The organism is Pseudomonas sp. 18-147 (genome assembly GCF_051048045.1).
Classification (GTDB): domain Bacteria; phylum Pseudomonadota; class Gammaproteobacteria; order Pseudomonadales; family Pseudomonadaceae; genus Pseudomonas; species Pseudomonas aeruginosa.
Genome location: NZ_CP182296.1, coordinates 6,317,793 through 6,330,485, shown reverse-complemented (window position 1 = coordinate 6,330,485; position 12,693 = coordinate 6,317,793). Strand labels below are relative to the sequence as shown.

The 12,693-nt window shown below is 68.2% G+C and carries 13 protein-coding genes; 9 read left to right on the top strand and 4 right to left on the bottom strand.

All coding sequences use genetic code 11. From position 1 onward, the window contains the following. Positions 1–39: 39 nt before the first annotated feature. Positions 40–795, bottom strand: a complete 756-nt coding sequence (gene glcC / locus ACM0M4_RS29870; RefSeq protein WP_003096643.1) for a transcriptional regulator GlcC — start codon at positions 793–795, stop codon at positions 40–42. Between the two features lie 204 nt (positions 796–999). On the opposite strand from glcC, the gene glcD reads away from it, so the two are divergent. The 9 genes from glcD to ACM0M4_RS29825 all read left to right on the top strand — a co-directional run bounded on the left by glcD (position 1,000) and on the right by ACM0M4_RS29825 (position 8,080). Continuing rightward, positions 1,000–2,499: a glycolate oxidase subunit GlcD gene (glcD, locus tag ACM0M4_RS29865; protein ID WP_034001972.1), complete on the top strand. Its 1,500-nt coding sequence runs from the start codon at positions 1,000–1,002 to the stop codon at positions 2,497–2,499. Then, complete coding sequence (gene glcE / locus ACM0M4_RS29860) at positions 2,499–3,578, top strand: glycolate oxidase subunit GlcE (RefSeq protein WP_221345457.1); 1,080 nt, start codon at positions 2,499–2,501, stop codon at positions 3,576–3,578. The genes glcD and glcE overlap by 1 nt, the downstream gene beginning before the upstream one ends. A 9-nt stretch (positions 3,579–3,587) precedes the next feature. Continuing rightward, positions 3,588–4,814, top strand: a complete 1,227-nt coding sequence (glcF, locus tag ACM0M4_RS29855) for a glycolate oxidase subunit GlcF (RefSeq protein ID WP_016264032.1) — start codon at positions 3,588–3,590, stop codon at positions 4,812–4,814. Positions 4,815–4,818: 4 nt separating this feature from the next. Beyond that, positions 4,819–5,220, top strand: a complete 402-nt coding sequence (locus tag ACM0M4_RS29850; RefSeq protein ID WP_003098332.1) for a heme-binding protein — start codon at positions 4,819–4,821, stop codon at positions 5,218–5,220. A gap of 133 nt (positions 5,221–5,353) precedes the next feature. Continuing rightward, positions 5,354–5,521, top strand: coding sequence for a rubredoxin (locus tag ACM0M4_RS29845; protein WP_003098330.1), 168 nt, complete (start codon positions 5,354–5,356; stop codon positions 5,519–5,521). 183 nt (positions 5,522–5,704) lie between these two features. Then, positions 5,705–5,872: a rubredoxin gene (locus ACM0M4_RS29840; protein WP_003098329.1), complete on the top strand. Its 168-nt coding sequence runs from the start codon at positions 5,705–5,707 to the stop codon at positions 5,870–5,872. 51 nt (positions 5,873–5,923) lie between these two features. Next, positions 5,924–7,078, top strand: a complete 1,155-nt coding sequence (gene alkT / locus ACM0M4_RS29835) for a rubredoxin-NAD(+) reductase AlkT (protein ID WP_028681425.1) — start codon at positions 5,924–5,926, stop codon at positions 7,076–7,078. A 201-nt stretch (positions 7,079–7,279) separates the two neighbouring features. Beyond that, complete coding sequence (locus tag ACM0M4_RS29830) at positions 7,280–7,552, top strand: HU family DNA-binding protein (RefSeq protein WP_003096630.1); 273 nt, start codon at positions 7,280–7,282, stop codon at positions 7,550–7,552. Positions 7,553–7,687: 135 nt separating this feature from the next. After that, positions 7,688–8,080 carry a hypothetical protein gene (locus ACM0M4_RS29825; protein ID WP_003096629.1) on the top strand — a complete coding sequence of 131 codons (393 nt, stop codon included), beginning with the start codon at positions 7,688–7,690 and terminating at the stop codon, positions 8,078–8,080. A gap of 71 nt (positions 8,081–8,151) precedes the next feature. On the opposite strand, the gene ACM0M4_RS29820 is transcribed toward ACM0M4_RS29825, so the two are convergent. The 3 genes from ACM0M4_RS29820 to oxyR form a co-directional block, all read right to left on the bottom strand. Continuing rightward, positions 8,152–9,561 carry an HDOD domain-containing protein gene (locus ACM0M4_RS29820; RefSeq protein ID WP_003098324.1) on the bottom strand — a complete coding sequence of 470 codons (1,410 nt, stop codon included), beginning with the start codon at positions 9,559–9,561 and terminating at the stop codon, positions 8,152–8,154. An 89-nt stretch (positions 9,562–9,650) separates the two neighbouring features. Further along, positions 9,651–11,726, bottom strand: coding sequence for an ATP-dependent DNA helicase RecG (gene recG, locus ACM0M4_RS29815; protein WP_031755384.1), 2,076 nt, complete (start codon positions 11,724–11,726; stop codon positions 9,651–9,653). Further along, complete coding sequence (gene oxyR, locus ACM0M4_RS29810; RefSeq protein ID WP_003096622.1) at positions 11,723–12,655, bottom strand: oxidative stress transcriptional regulator OxyR; 933 nt, start codon at positions 12,653–12,655, stop codon at positions 11,723–11,725. The genes recG and oxyR overlap by 4 nt, the downstream gene beginning before the upstream one ends. Between the last annotated feature and the right edge of the window lie 38 nt (positions 12,656–12,693).

Sequence of the window (12,693 nt, the reverse complement as noted above, 5' to 3'; positions counted from 1 at the left end):
CACGTTCGGCCGGCGGCCGGTCTGTGACGCGGTGGCGCGTCAGCCCCAGCCGTTCAGGCGCAGGGTGGCGCGGACCAGGCGCTGTTCTTCCTGCTCGATCTCCCGCAGGTTGTCGCGGATGCTGTGGATATGTTCGCGCGCCGCCCGTTGCGCCTGGTCCGGCTGGCGCTCGCGGAGGGCCGCGTAGAGGCGCGCGTGCTGGCGGTCGATCTGGCGTTTCTGCGGCGGTCGGTGGTAGAGGTTGTTCACTGAGGCGAACACCGTGCTCAGCAGCAGTTCGTTGAGCGATTGCAGGGTATGCACCAGCACCGGATTGTGCGATGCCTCGCTGATCGCCCGGTGGAACGCGTGGTCGCGGCGGGCGTGCTCGCGGGGATCGATCGGCTGGGTTTCCTCGTGGCTGGCGAGCATCTCTTCGTAGCGCCGGGCGAGCAGGACGAAGTCTGCCTCGGTGCCGCGTAGCGCTGCCAGGCGGGCCGCCTCGCCCTCCAGCAGGGCGCGGACTTCGAGCAGGTCGTAGAGGGTGCGCGGCTGGGAGCCGAACAGGTGCATCAGCGGGCTGGCGTCGGCGTTGCGGTCGAGGTCGGCGACGAACGACCCACGGCCATGCTCGGTGTCGATGATGCCGCGCCCGCGCAGCGCCCGCAGGCCCTCGCGCAGGGCCGAGCGCGAGCAGCCGAGCTTGGCCACCAGGCGCCGCTCGGACGGCAGAGCCTGGCCGACCTTGAGCACGCCGTCGACGATCAGCCGCTCGATACGCTCTGCGACCTGGTCGGCCACCCGCTGTTTCTGCATGGAAGCTCCCGTTGCACTGGTAGGACCAGTTGGCTGTCGTTACTCACTATAGAAGCTCAGGGACTTTCTAGCATGCGCCTCATGCCCATGGCTCCTGGTGATACTGGTAGGACCAGTTAGACGCCTGCTGGACCCCGGCGTCCGCGCGGTACAGGCTGTGGACGCTTGCTGATCCCGCCGACAACCACAACAAGGACAGCCGCCATGAACATCCTCTACGACGAGCGTCTGGACGGTCCGCTGCCGCAGGTGGACAAGGATGGCCTGCTGGCCGAGTTGCGCCTCCGCCTGCCCGACCTCGAACTGCTGCACGCCGCGGAAGACCTGCGTCCCTACGAGTGCGACGGACTCTCGGCGTATCGCTGCACGCCGTTGCTGGTGGCATTGCCGGAACGCATCGAACAGGTTCAGGGCCTGCTCGCCCTCTGCCATCGGCTGAAGGTGCCGGTCGTGGCGCGCGGTGCCGGCACCGGCCTGTCCGGCGGCGCGCTGCCGCTGGAGAACGGCGTGCTGCTGGTGATGGCGCGTTTCCGGCGGATCCTCGAGATCGATCCGCTGGGTCGTTTCGCCCGGGTCCAGCCTGGCGTGCGCAACCTGGCGATCTCCCAGGCCGCTGCCCCTCATGGTCTGTACTACGCACCGGACCCGTCCTCGCAGATCGCCTGCTCCATCGGCGGCAACGTCGCGGAGAACGCCGGCGGCGTGCATTGCCTGAAGTACGGCCTGACCGTGCACAACCTGTTGCAGGTGGACATCGTGACCCTGGAAGGCGAGCGCCTGAGCCTGGGGTCCAGCGCCCTGGACAGCGCCGGCTTCGACCTGCTGGCGCTGTTCACCGGCTCCGAAGGGCTGCTCGGCGTGGTGGTGGAGGTCACCGTCAGGCTGTTGCCGCGCCCGCCGGTGGCGAGGGTCCTGCTGGCCAGCTTCGACGATGTGGAAAGCGCCGGGCGGGCGGTGGCCGACCTGATCGGTGCCGGCATCGTCCCGGCCGGGCTGGAAATGATGGACAACCTGTCGATCCGCGCCGCCGAGGATTTCATCCACGCCGGTTACCCGGTCGACGCGGCGGCGATCCTGCTCTGCGAACTGGATGGCGTGGAAGCCGACGTGCACGAGGATTGCGAGCGGGTCCGCGAGCTGTTCGAGGCGGCTGGCGCCACCTCGGTGCGACAGGCCCAAGACGAGGCCGAGCGCCAGCGCTTCTGGGCCGGGCGCAAGAATGCGTTTCCGGCGGTCGGGCGGATTTCCCCCGATTACTACTGCATGGACGGCAGCATCCCGCGCCGCGAGCTGCCGCGGGTGCTGCATGGCATCGCCGAGCTTTCGCGCGAATACGGCCTGCGGGTGGCCAATGTATTCCACGCCGGCGACGGCAACATGCACCCGCTGATCCTCTTCGACGCCAACCTGGCGGGCGAGCTGGAGCGCGCCGAAGCGCTGGGCGGCAGGATCCTCGAGTTGTGCGTAGCGGTAGGCGGCAGCATCACCGGCGAACATGGCGTCGGCCGCGAGAAGATCAACCAGATGTGCGCTCAGTTCAATGCCGACGAGCTGACCCTGTTCCACGCCGTGAAGGCGGCGTTCGACCCGGCCGGGCTGCTCAATCCCGGCAAGAACGTGCCCACCCTGCATCGCTGCGCCGAGTTCGGCGCCATGCACGTCCGCCACGGTCGACTGCCGTTCCCCGAACTGGAGCGTTTCTGATGAGCCAGCCGTATTTCGATCCGGACGCTGGCGCCGACCATGCCGGCGCGCTGCTCGAGCGGGTCCGCGACGCCCTGGCGCGGCGCGCGCCGCTGCGCATCGTCGGTGGCGATAGCAAGGCGTTCCTCGGCAGGCCGGTTGCGGGCGAACCGCTGGCGCTCGCCGAACACCGTGGGATCGTCGCCTACGATCCCTGCGAACTGGTGATCACCGCCCGTGCCGGTACGCCGCTGGACGAGCTACAGGCCGTGCTGGCGCGCGGCGGGCAGATGCTTGCCTGCGAGGCGCCGGGTTTCGGCGGCCGGGCGACGGTCGGCGGGGTGCTCGCCAGCGGCCTGTCCGGACCGCGCCGGCCCTGGGCGGGAGCGGTACGCGATTTCGTCCTCGGGACGCGGCTGATCAGTGGCCTGGGCACCCACCTGCGCTTCGGCGGCGAGGTGATGAAGAACGTCGCCGGCTACGACCTGTCGCGGTTGCTGGCGGGCAGCTTCGGTTGCCTCGGGGTGGTCACCGAAGTGTCCTTCAAGGTGCTACCCATGCCGCGCTGCCAGGCCGGCCTGAGCCTGGACCTGCCGGTGGCGACGGCGTTGCGCAAGCTGGCCGAGTGGGGAGGCCAGCCATTGCCGATCAGTGCGGCCTGCCACGACGGCGAAGCCCTGCGCCTGCGCCTGGAGGGCGGCGAGGGCTCGGTACGCTCGGCGCGCGACCGCCTCGGTGGCGAAGCGCTCGAGGACGGCTTCTGGGCCGACCTGCTCGAGCAGCGCCTGCCGTTCTTCGACGACCCGCGACCGCTCTGGCGCCTGTCGCTGCCGGCGCTGGCGCCGGAGACGCCGTTGCCCGGTCGTCAGTTGCTGGACTGGGGCGGGGCGCTGCGCTGGCTGAAAAGCGACGCGCCGGCCGCGGACATCCGTGCGTGGGCCGCCGCCCATGGCGGTCACGCCACCTGCTACCGCGCCGGCCATCTCGATGCGCCGTTCCAGCCGCTACCGCCTGGACTGCTCGGCCTGCACCGGGCACTCAAACGCCAGCTCGACCCGCAGGGCATCTTCAATCCCGGGCGGATGTACGCCGAACTCTGAGGAGGCGCGATGCAAACCAACCTCTGCGATTCCGCCCGGCAACGCGCCGAGGCCGCCGAAGCCGAGCGCATCCTGCGCAGCTGCGTGCACTGCGGTTTCTGCAACGCCACCTGCCCGACCTACCAGGAGCTGGGCGACGAACTCGACGGCCCGCGCGGACGGATCTACCTGATCAAGCAGTTCCTCGAGCGCGACGAGGCCAGCGAGCGCACCCGCCTGCACCTCGATCGCTGCCTGAGCTGCCGCAACTGCGAAACCACCTGCCCGTCCGGAGTCGAGTACCACAAGCTGCTGGATATCGGCCGCGACCTACTCGCCGAACGCCTGCCGCGCGGCTTCCGGCAACGCCTGCTGCGCGACGGGCTGCGCCTGCTGGCCCCGCGCCCGGGGTTGTTCGGCGCGCTGGCCGGCGCTGCCGGGCGGCTGAGGCCTCTGCTGCCTGAGGCGATGCAGGGCAAGCTGCCACGTCGGGTCGCGGCGCCGGGCAGGCGGCCGCAGCCCCGGCATGCGCGGCGCGTGCTGCTGCTCGAGGGTTGCGTGCAGCCGGCGCTGTCGCCGAACACCAACGCCGCCGCCGCGCGGGTTCTGGACCGCCTGGGAATCAGCGTGACGCCGGCGGCCGCGGCCGGCTGCTGCGGCGCGCTGGATTTCCACCTGGATGCGCAGGAGCGCGGCCGCCAGCGCGCGCGGCGCAATATCGACGCCTGGTGGCCGTTGCTGCGCGAGGGTGCCGAGGCCATCGTGCAGACCGCCAGCGGCTGCGGCGCCTTCGTCAAGGACTACGCCTACCTGCTGCGCGACGACCCACGGTACGCGGACAAGGCGCACGAGGTCGCCGCCGCTGCCCGCGACCTGGTGGAAGTGCTTCGCGACGAGCCGCTGGAGTCCCTCGGCCTGCGCTGCGACCAGCGCCTGGCGTTCCACTGCCCATGCACACTGCAGCACGCGCAACGACTGGGCGGGGCCGTGGAGGCGGTGCTGCGGCGACTGGGCTTCCATCTCACCGAGGTGGCCGACGGTCATCTCTGCTGCGGGTCCGCCGGCACCTACTCGCTGACCCAGCCGGCGCTGTCCCGGCGTCTGCGCGACAACCGCCTGGACGCCCTGGAAAGCGGCGCGCCGGATGTCATCGCCACGGCCAACGTCGGTTGCCAGGCCCATCTCGACGGGGCCGGACGGACCCCGGTACGCCACTGGATCGAGCTGCTCGACCAGGCCTTGCCCGGAGGAGAGTGAAACCATGCACAGCAAGCCGGTACTAGGCCGCGAGGAGGTCGCCCGCGTCCTTGGCGCGGCCCGCGAGGAGGCACAGCGCCAAGGCTGGGCGGTGAGCATCGCGGTGGTCGACGACGGCGGCCACCCGCTGGCGCTGGAGCGCCTCGACGGCTGCGCGCCGATCGGTGCCTACATCGCGACGGAAAAGGCCCGCAGCGCCGCCCTGGGACGCCGGGAAACGAAGCGCTACGAGGACATGATCAACGGCGGACGCAGCGCCTTCCTCTCGGTGCCGCTGCTGCAGGCCACCCTGGAGGGCGGTGTGCCGATCCTGGTGGACGGACAGGTGGTCGGCGCGGTCGGGGTTTCCGGCGTACGCGCCGAAGAGGACGCCCGGGTGGCGCGGATCGGAGCCGAGGGGTTGTGAGGCGACCGGTGGGCACCACCCATCTTTGGTTGGCCCGTTCGGCACCACCTTGCCTTTCGGGCAGGTTGGCGGACAGGGTGGATTTGTTATAGGTTGCCGGCGCTGAACCGTGGTAACCCGCCCGAGGTAAACAATGAAGAAGTGGCAATGCGTGGTGTGTGGACTGATCTATGACGAGGCCAAAGGCTGGCCGGAAGAAGGCATCGAGGCGGGAACGCGCTGGGAAGACGTGCCTGAAGACTGGCTGTGCCCCGACTGCGGCGTCGGCAAGCTGGACTTCGAGATGATCGAAATCGGCTGAGCCCCGCTCGCCGGCGAAGAAGGCGGCCCTGGCCGCCTTTTTTCATGCCTGGCCAGCGGCCGTCCAGGAGTTATCCTTGGGACTTGGGTCCGGTCATTGACTGTCCTGCCGGGAACGCCCGGCAGCCTTGCCGTTGGCCGGCCACCGACGCTGAGCTAGGTTCGACGAACGAGGAGGGTGGCTATGCGCAAGTGGCAATGCGTGGTCTGCGGCTTCATCTACGACGAAGCCCTGGGCCTGCCCGAAGAAGGCATTCCGGCGGGAACCCGTTGGGAAGACATCCCGGCGGACTGGGTCTGCCCGGATTGCGGTGTCGGCAAGATCGATTTCGAGATGATCGAGATCGCCTGAGCGAAATCCACAGAAGCGGCGCCCGGCGCCGGCAATCACAGAGGAACGGAAATGAGCGAGCGTGCGCCCCTGGTAATCATCGGAACCGGCCTGGCGGGCTACAACCTGGCCCGCGAGTGGCGCAAGCTGGACAGCGAGACGCCGCTGCTGATGATCACCGCCGACGACGGCCGTTCCTATTCCAAGCCGATGCTCTCCACCGGCTTCTCGAAGAACAAGGACGCCGACGGCCTGGCCATGGCCGAACCGGGCGCCATGGCCGAGCAACTGAACGCACGCATCCTGACCCATACCCGGGTCACCGGTATCGATCCCGGCCATCAGCGGATCTGGATCGGCGAGGAAGAGGTGCGTTATCGCGACCTGGTCCTGGCCTGGGGCGCGGAGCCGATCCGGGTGCCGGTCGAGGGCGATGCCCAGGAAGCGCTCTACCCGATCAACGACCTGGAAGACTACGCGCGCTTCCGCCAGGCGGCTGCCGGCAAGCGCCGGGTACTGCTGCTCGGTGCGGGGCTGATCGGTTGCGAATTCGCCAACGACCTCTCCAGCGGCGGCTACCAGCTCGACGTGGTGGCGCCTTGCGAGCAGGTCATGCCGGGCCTGCTCCACCCGGCCGCGGCGAAGGCCGTGCAGGCAGGCCTGGAAGGCCTCGGCGTGCGCTTCCACCTGGGGCCGGTGCTGGCCAGCCTGAAGAAGGCCGGCGAGGGGCTGGAAGCGCATCTTTCGGATGGCGAGGTGATTCCCTGCGACCTGGTGGTCTCCGCCGTCGGCCTGCGTCCGCGCACCGAACTGGCCTTCGCCGCCGGGCTGGCGGTCAACCGCGGGATCGTCGTCGACCGCTCGCTGCGCACCTCCCACGCCAACATCTACGCGCTGGGCGACTGCGCCGAAGTGGACGGCCTCAACCTGCTCTATGTGATGCCGCTGATGGCTTGCGCACGCGCGCTGGCGCAGACCCTCGCCGGCAACCCCAGCCAGGTGGCCTACGGTCCCATGCCGGTGACGGTGAAGACCCCGGCCTGCCCGCTGGTGGTGTCGCCGCCGCCCCGCGGAATGGATGGCCAATGGCTAGTGGAAGGCTCTGGAACGGACCTCAAGGTCCTGTGCCGGGATACCGCTGGTCGAGTGATCGGTTATGCCCTGACCGGAGCGGCGGTGAACGAAAAATTGGCCCTGAACAAAGAGTTACCCGGCCTCATGGCTTGAATGCCATTGGTTCCGGCCGTTATGCCGTCGAGACTTGCGGCAAAATTGTCGGACGATACTGGCGCAGTCCTCGGGAGCATGCCATCCTCCATCGCGTCTACCGCAGTCTAGAGCCTATGGTTCCGGTGGACTGCGGTGCCTTTGAGCGCTGCTGGGAAGACAGCACGGACACAAAAACAACAAACCGTCAAAGAGGCAACTATGCGTAAACCAGAACTAGCCGCCGCTATCGCCGAAAAGGCCGATCTCACCAAGGAACAGGCCAATCGCGTTCTCAACGCCCTGTTGGATGAAATCACCGGCGCGCTGAACCGCAAGGACAGCGTGACCCTGGTCGGTTTCGGCACCTTCCTGCAACGCCATCGCGGAGCCCGCACGGGGAAGAACCCGCAGACCGGCCAGCCGGTGAAGATCAAGGCCAGCAACACCGTCGCCTTCAAGCCGGGCAAGGCCCTGCGCGACGCGGTCAACTGACCGCCGAGAGCCCGGAGTCAGAGCGGCTCCGGGCTTCGTCGAAGACGCTTCCGCGCTCATCGAAAGGACAGCTGTAGTCCTCCTCGCGAACAGCTACAATGCGCCGCTCATCTCCCCGGATATCGAGGCGCGTGCATGAAATTTCGTCTTCTCCTGTGGATGCTTGGTCGCCTGATGGCCAAGGCCAGCCGCGACAATCCCGCTTTCCAGAAGCAGCTCGAGGGCAAGGACCTGGTGTTCCAGTTGCATACCCTCGACGGCAAGGTGGCGCGCCACTACCTGGTCAGGGACCTGCGCGTCAGCAGCAAGCGCGGTACCCATCCGCAACCGGCTTTTTCCCTGGGGTTCAAGGACGGAGCCTACGGTTTCGCCGCGATGACTTCGAAGAACCCGCAGTTGGCCTTCATGCAGGGCATCCAGAACAAGGACATCCAGATACAGGGCAATCCGGCGCTGGTGATCTGGTTCCAGGGTCTGGTGAAGTACCTCAAGCCGAAGAAGAAGGCTCCGGAGAAGAAAGCCGCCTGAGGGCGGCTTTCGATCTCATCCGGGCTGCGGCCGCAGCCTTTCGGTAGTGCGTTTCGCAGCGGACTACCCGGTCACCCCGGCAAGCGATTGAACTGGGCCGCCAGTTCGCGCAGGGCCGCTTCCGCTTCCAGCACCTTTTTCACGGCGTCCCCGGCCTTCTCCGGGGTGATCCCTAGGCGCTCGTACAATGCCGCCGGAATCGCTTGCTGCGGGCCATCGCCGATGCCGCTGTTGCGCAGCAACCGGTTGGTCAGGCAGATCAGGTTGGCGTAGACCGCGTTCGGCCCGGTGTAGCTGGGGTCCTGCTGGAAGCGCAGGGCGCAATAGAGGTCGTCAGGCATGTCCCAGACGCGCATCAGCCAGGCGCCGATCTGCTCGCGGGTGATCCCCAGTAGGTGCTGTTCGATATAGGCATGGCCGAGGTGCGGGTTGACCTCCAGGTGCCGGCAGATCAGCGAGAAATGCGGCGGGAAGACATGCGCCAGGACCAGGTAGCCGAAATTGTGCAGCAGGCCGCCCAGGTAGCTCAGGCCGGACTCCGGGCGCAGCTCGCGCGGCATGGCGCGGGTCAGGCCCTCGATCACCGCTGCGGTGTAGATCGCTTGCTGCCAGTAGGGCGTGGCCTGCTGTGGCTGGTCCTTGGGCAGGCTCAGGCTCTTGCCCAGGGCGAGGCCGAGGGCCAGGTTGATCACCAGGTCGAAACCGAGGACGCGGACGATCGCGTCTTCCACCGAGCGGATCTTGCCCGGCGCGGCGTAGTAGGGCGAGGCCGCCCAACTGACCACCTGGGCGGCGAGCGCCGGATCGGTTTCCACCAGGCCGGTGATGTCGTCGACGCTGGCGTTGGGGTCGACCCGCAGCTTGATGATCTTCTGCGCCGTCTGCGGCAGCGGTGGAATCTCGATGGTCTGCTCCAGGCGCTGCTGGATGCGCCGGGCGGTGAAGGCCTGCACGGCCTGGCTGATTTCCGCGCGGTCGTCGTCCGGGCGGTCAAGGTTCAGGTTGATGTTTTCCAGCGGTTCGCCGAAGCGCGCGGCGCTGGCCTTGCCCAGCAGGCCGCGGAAGTCGTTGCTGGCGATCTCCAGGAGGATGCCGGGCTGGCCGGACTCGATCAGCAGGCGCGGTTCCTGCAACAGGCGCTCGTCGTACAGGCAGGGCGAACTGGTCAGGGGCGGCAACGCCGGCAGGCGGTGCAACTCGTGCTTGCCGAGCATTCGCTCCAGGCGCTCGGGCTTGATCGCCAGCAGCTTGCGGCCGGTCAGTTCGGTGAGCCGGGCGAGGTCCAGCAACTGGCTCTGCGGGAACAGCACCAGCAGGGTGCCGACGGCGTCGTCCAGCAGCACCGCCTGGACCCGGCGGGCGGCAGGCAGCTCCGCGCTGTCGCTGACCTCGCGGCAGGCGATGCCTAGCTTGGCGAGCAGCTGGAGGATGACCTGGGGGGCGTGCGGAGCATCGGCGGAGGCCAGGGCGGCTTCTGTCATGACGAGACCATGCGAGCTGGATTTTCCCTCAGTATAACCAGAGCTGCTTCAAGACTGAGACCTACGCCGGTCAGCGAGAGCGAAATAGATCACACTTGACCGTATTGCTGGCCGTGGCGCAACCACCGTTCGAGCAGCGGGCTGACATGCTGCGGCCAGTGCGCCAGGAGGGATTGGGCGGCATCGCGGACCGCCGGCAGCAGGTCTGCGTCGCGCATCAGGTCGGCGACCTTGAATTGCAGCAGGCCGGTCTGGCGGGTGCCGAGCATTTCGCCGGGGCCGCGCAATTCCAGGTCCTTCTCGGCGATGACGAAGCCGTCGCTGGTTTCGCGCATGATGCCCAGCCGCTCGCGGCCGATCTGCGACAGCGGTGGGTGGTAGAGCAGCACGCAGTGGCTGGCGGCGCTGCCCCGGCCAACCCGGCCGCGTAGCTGGTGCAGTTGGGCCAGGCCAAGGCGCTCGGGGTTCTCGATGATCATCAGGCTGGCGTTGGGCACGTCGACGCCGACCTCGATCACCGTGGTCGCCACCAGCAGTTGCAACATGCCTTCCTTGAAGGCCTCCATCACCACGGCCTTGTCCGCCGGCTTCATGCGCCCGTGGATCAGGCCGACACGCAGTTCGCCCAGCGCCCAGGAAAGCTCTTCGTAGGTGGTCTCGGCGGCTTGGCAGGTAAGCTCCTCGGACTCTTCGATCAGGGTACACACCCAGTAGGCCTGGCGCCCTTCGCGGCAAGCCGCGCGGACTCGCTCGATCACCTCGATACGGCGGCTGTCGGCCACCAGCACGGTATTCACCGGGGTACGCCCGGGCGGCAGCTCGTCGAGGATCGAGGTGTCGAGGTCGGCATAGGCGCTCATCGCCAGGGTCCGCGGGATCGGCGTGGCGGTCATGATCAACTGGTGTGGGCAGAGCCTGCCGTCCACGCCCTTCTGGCGCAGGGCCAGGCGCTGCTGCACGCCGAAGCGGTGCTGTTCGTCGATGATCGCCAGTGCAAGGCGCTTGAATTTCACTTCATCCTGGAACAGCGCGTGGGTGCCGACCACCATCGGCGCGCCGTCGCCGATGCGTTCCAGTGCCGCCGCGCGGGCCTTGCCCTTGAGCTTGCCGGCCAGCCACGCGACTTCGATGTCCAGCGGCTGGAGCCACTTGCTGAAGTTGAGGAAATGCTGCTCGGCGAGGATCTCGGTCGGCGCCATCAGCGCCACCTGGTAACCGGCCTCTATGGCTTGCAGGGCGGCGAGGGCGGCGACCACGGTCTTGCCGGCGCCGACGTCGCCTTGCACCAGGCGCAGCATCGGTTCGTCCTGGGCCAGGTCGTAGGCGATCTCCGCGCCGACCCGGCGTTGCGCGCCGGTCGGCTGGAAGCCGAGGTTGGCAAGGAAGCGTTTCGGCAAGCGGCTGGCCGCCGGCAAGCGCGGCGCTGCCTGCGAGCGCACGGCTTCGCGCAGGCGCTGCAGGGATAACTGGTGGGTCAGCAGTTCTTCGAAGGCCAGGCGCAACTGCGCCCAGTGCCGGCCTTCGGCCAGTTCCTCGATGTCGGCATCCGGCGGCGGCCGGTGCAGGTAGCGGATCGCCTGGTCGAGCGGGCCAAGTTGGTAATCGCGGGCCAGTTCCGCCGGCAGCCAGTCGGGCAGGCTGCTGGGGCCGAGCATGGCCAGGGCCTGTTGGCTCAACTGGCGCAGGCGCTGCTGGGTGAGGCCCTCGGTAGTCGGGTAGATCGGCGTCAGGGTCTGCTCCACCGGAATCGGCTCGTCGCCGTTCAGCGCGCGGTATTCCGGATGGTAGATCTCCAGGCCCGAGGCACCCGGCCGGACTTCGCCGTAGCAGCGCAGGTGGGTGCCGCGCTTGAGACCGTCCTTCTGCGCCTGGCTGAAATGGTAGAAGCGCAGGCTCAGGGTGCCGCTGCCGTCCTGCAGGCGCACCAGCAGGCTGCGGCGGCGCCCCATCACCACGTCGGCGCCGGCCACCACGCCCTCGACCACCGCGTCGGCCCCTGGCCGCAGGGCGCCGATGGCGGTGACGCGGGTACGGTCCTGGTAGCGCAGGGGCAGGTGGAACAGGATGTCCTGCAGGGTTTCCAGGCCTACCCGAGCGAGCTTCTCCGCCAGCGCGGCGCCTACGCCCTTTAGCGCGGTGACCGGGACCCTGGACAGCTCGGTCATGCTATTTGCGGTTGTTCCTGGGTTTGCGGACGGGCCACCGAGCACAGGCGGATCGAGTCGGCCAGCACTTCGATGGCGCGTGGACGCGGGAAGCTGGCGCGCCAGGCGATGGCAACGGTACGGAACGGCACCGGCGCGCTGAACGGGCGCACTTCGATGACGCCCGGCGCGTAGTGGTGGCTGTCCACCGCGGAGAACGGCAGCACCGAGACGCCCAGTCCGGAGGCGACCATGTGGCGGATGGTCTCCAGCGACGAGGACTCCACCGTGGTGTGCTTGTTCTCGTCGCCCTTGCGCACGGTCGGGCAGGCTTCCAGCACCTGGTCGCGGAAGCAGTGGCCTTCGCCGAGCAGGAGCAGGCTCTTGTCGTTGAGCAGCTCGGAATCGATGCTGGCCTTGGCGGTCCAGGGATGGTCGGCCGGCATCAGCACATAGAAGGGCTCGTCGAACAGCGGCTTGGTCAGGACGTCGGCTTCCTGGAACGGCAGGGCGATGATGATCGCGTCGAGTTCGCCGGTACGCAGCTTGTCGCGGAGGATATGGGTGAAGTTCTCCTCGATGTACAGCGGCATCTGCGGCGCGACCCGGTGCAGCTGGGGAATCAGGTGCGGGAACAGGTAGGGACCGATGGTGTAGATGGCGCCGACCTTCAGCGGCGCGGCCAACTGGTTCTTGCCGGCCTGGGCCAGCTCGCGGATGCCCTGGGCCTGTTCGAGGACCTTCTGCGCCTGGGCGACGATGCCTTCGCCCACTGGCGTCAGGCGCACGGCGCTCTTGCTGCGCTCGAAGATCAGCACCCCCAGCTCGTCCTCGAGCTTCTTCACGCCGACCGAGAGGGTCGGTTGGCTGACGTGGCAACGCTCGGCGGCGCGGCCGAAGTGTTGTTCCTGGGCGAGGGTGACGATGTAGCGCAGTTCGGTGAGGGTCATGGCTGCTCATCCGTTAAGATCGGCCAAGCATAGCGGCT

What these genes read in the sequence shown, in the direction of transcription:
- glcC (WP_003096643.1), bottom strand. Translation starts at nt 795, where the DNA reads ATGCAGAAACAGCGGGTGGCCGACCAGGTCGCAGAGCGTATCGAGCGG.
- glcD (WP_034001972.1), top strand. Translation starts at nt 1,000, where the DNA reads ATGAACATCCTCTACGACGAGCGTCTGGACGGTCCGCTGCCGCAGGTG.
- glcE (WP_221345457.1), top strand. Translation starts at nt 2,499, where the DNA reads ATGAGCCAGCCGTATTTCGATCCGGACGCTGGCGCCGACCATGCCGGC.
- glcF (WP_016264032.1), top strand. Translation starts at nt 3,588, where the DNA reads ATGCAAACCAACCTCTGCGATTCCGCCCGGCAACGCGCCGAGGCCGCC.
- ACM0M4_RS29850 (WP_003098332.1), top strand. Translation starts at nt 4,819, where the DNA reads ATGCACAGCAAGCCGGTACTAGGCCGCGAGGAGGTCGCCCGCGTCCTT.
- ACM0M4_RS29845 (WP_003098330.1), top strand. Translation starts at nt 5,354, where the DNA reads ATGAAGAAGTGGCAATGCGTGGTGTGTGGACTGATCTATGACGAGGCC.
- ACM0M4_RS29840 (WP_003098329.1), top strand. Translation starts at nt 5,705, where the DNA reads ATGCGCAAGTGGCAATGCGTGGTCTGCGGCTTCATCTACGACGAAGCC.
- alkT (WP_028681425.1), top strand. Translation starts at nt 5,924, where the DNA reads ATGAGCGAGCGTGCGCCCCTGGTAATCATCGGAACCGGCCTGGCGGGC.
- ACM0M4_RS29830 (WP_003096630.1), top strand. Translation starts at nt 7,280, where the DNA reads ATGCGTAAACCAGAACTAGCCGCCGCTATCGCCGAAAAGGCCGATCTC.
- ACM0M4_RS29825 (WP_003096629.1), top strand. Translation starts at nt 7,688, where the DNA reads ATGAAATTTCGTCTTCTCCTGTGGATGCTTGGTCGCCTGATGGCCAAG.
- ACM0M4_RS29820 (WP_003098324.1), bottom strand. Translation starts at nt 9,561, where the DNA reads ATGACAGAAGCCGCCCTGGCCTCCGCCGATGCTCCGCACGCCCCCCAG.
- recG (WP_031755384.1), bottom strand. Translation starts at nt 11,726, where the DNA reads ATGACCGAGCTGTCCAGGGTCCCGGTCACCGCGCTAAAGGGCGTAGGC.
- oxyR (WP_003096622.1), bottom strand. Translation starts at nt 12,655, where the DNA reads ATGACCCTCACCGAACTGCGCTACATCGTCACCCTCGCCCAGGAACAA.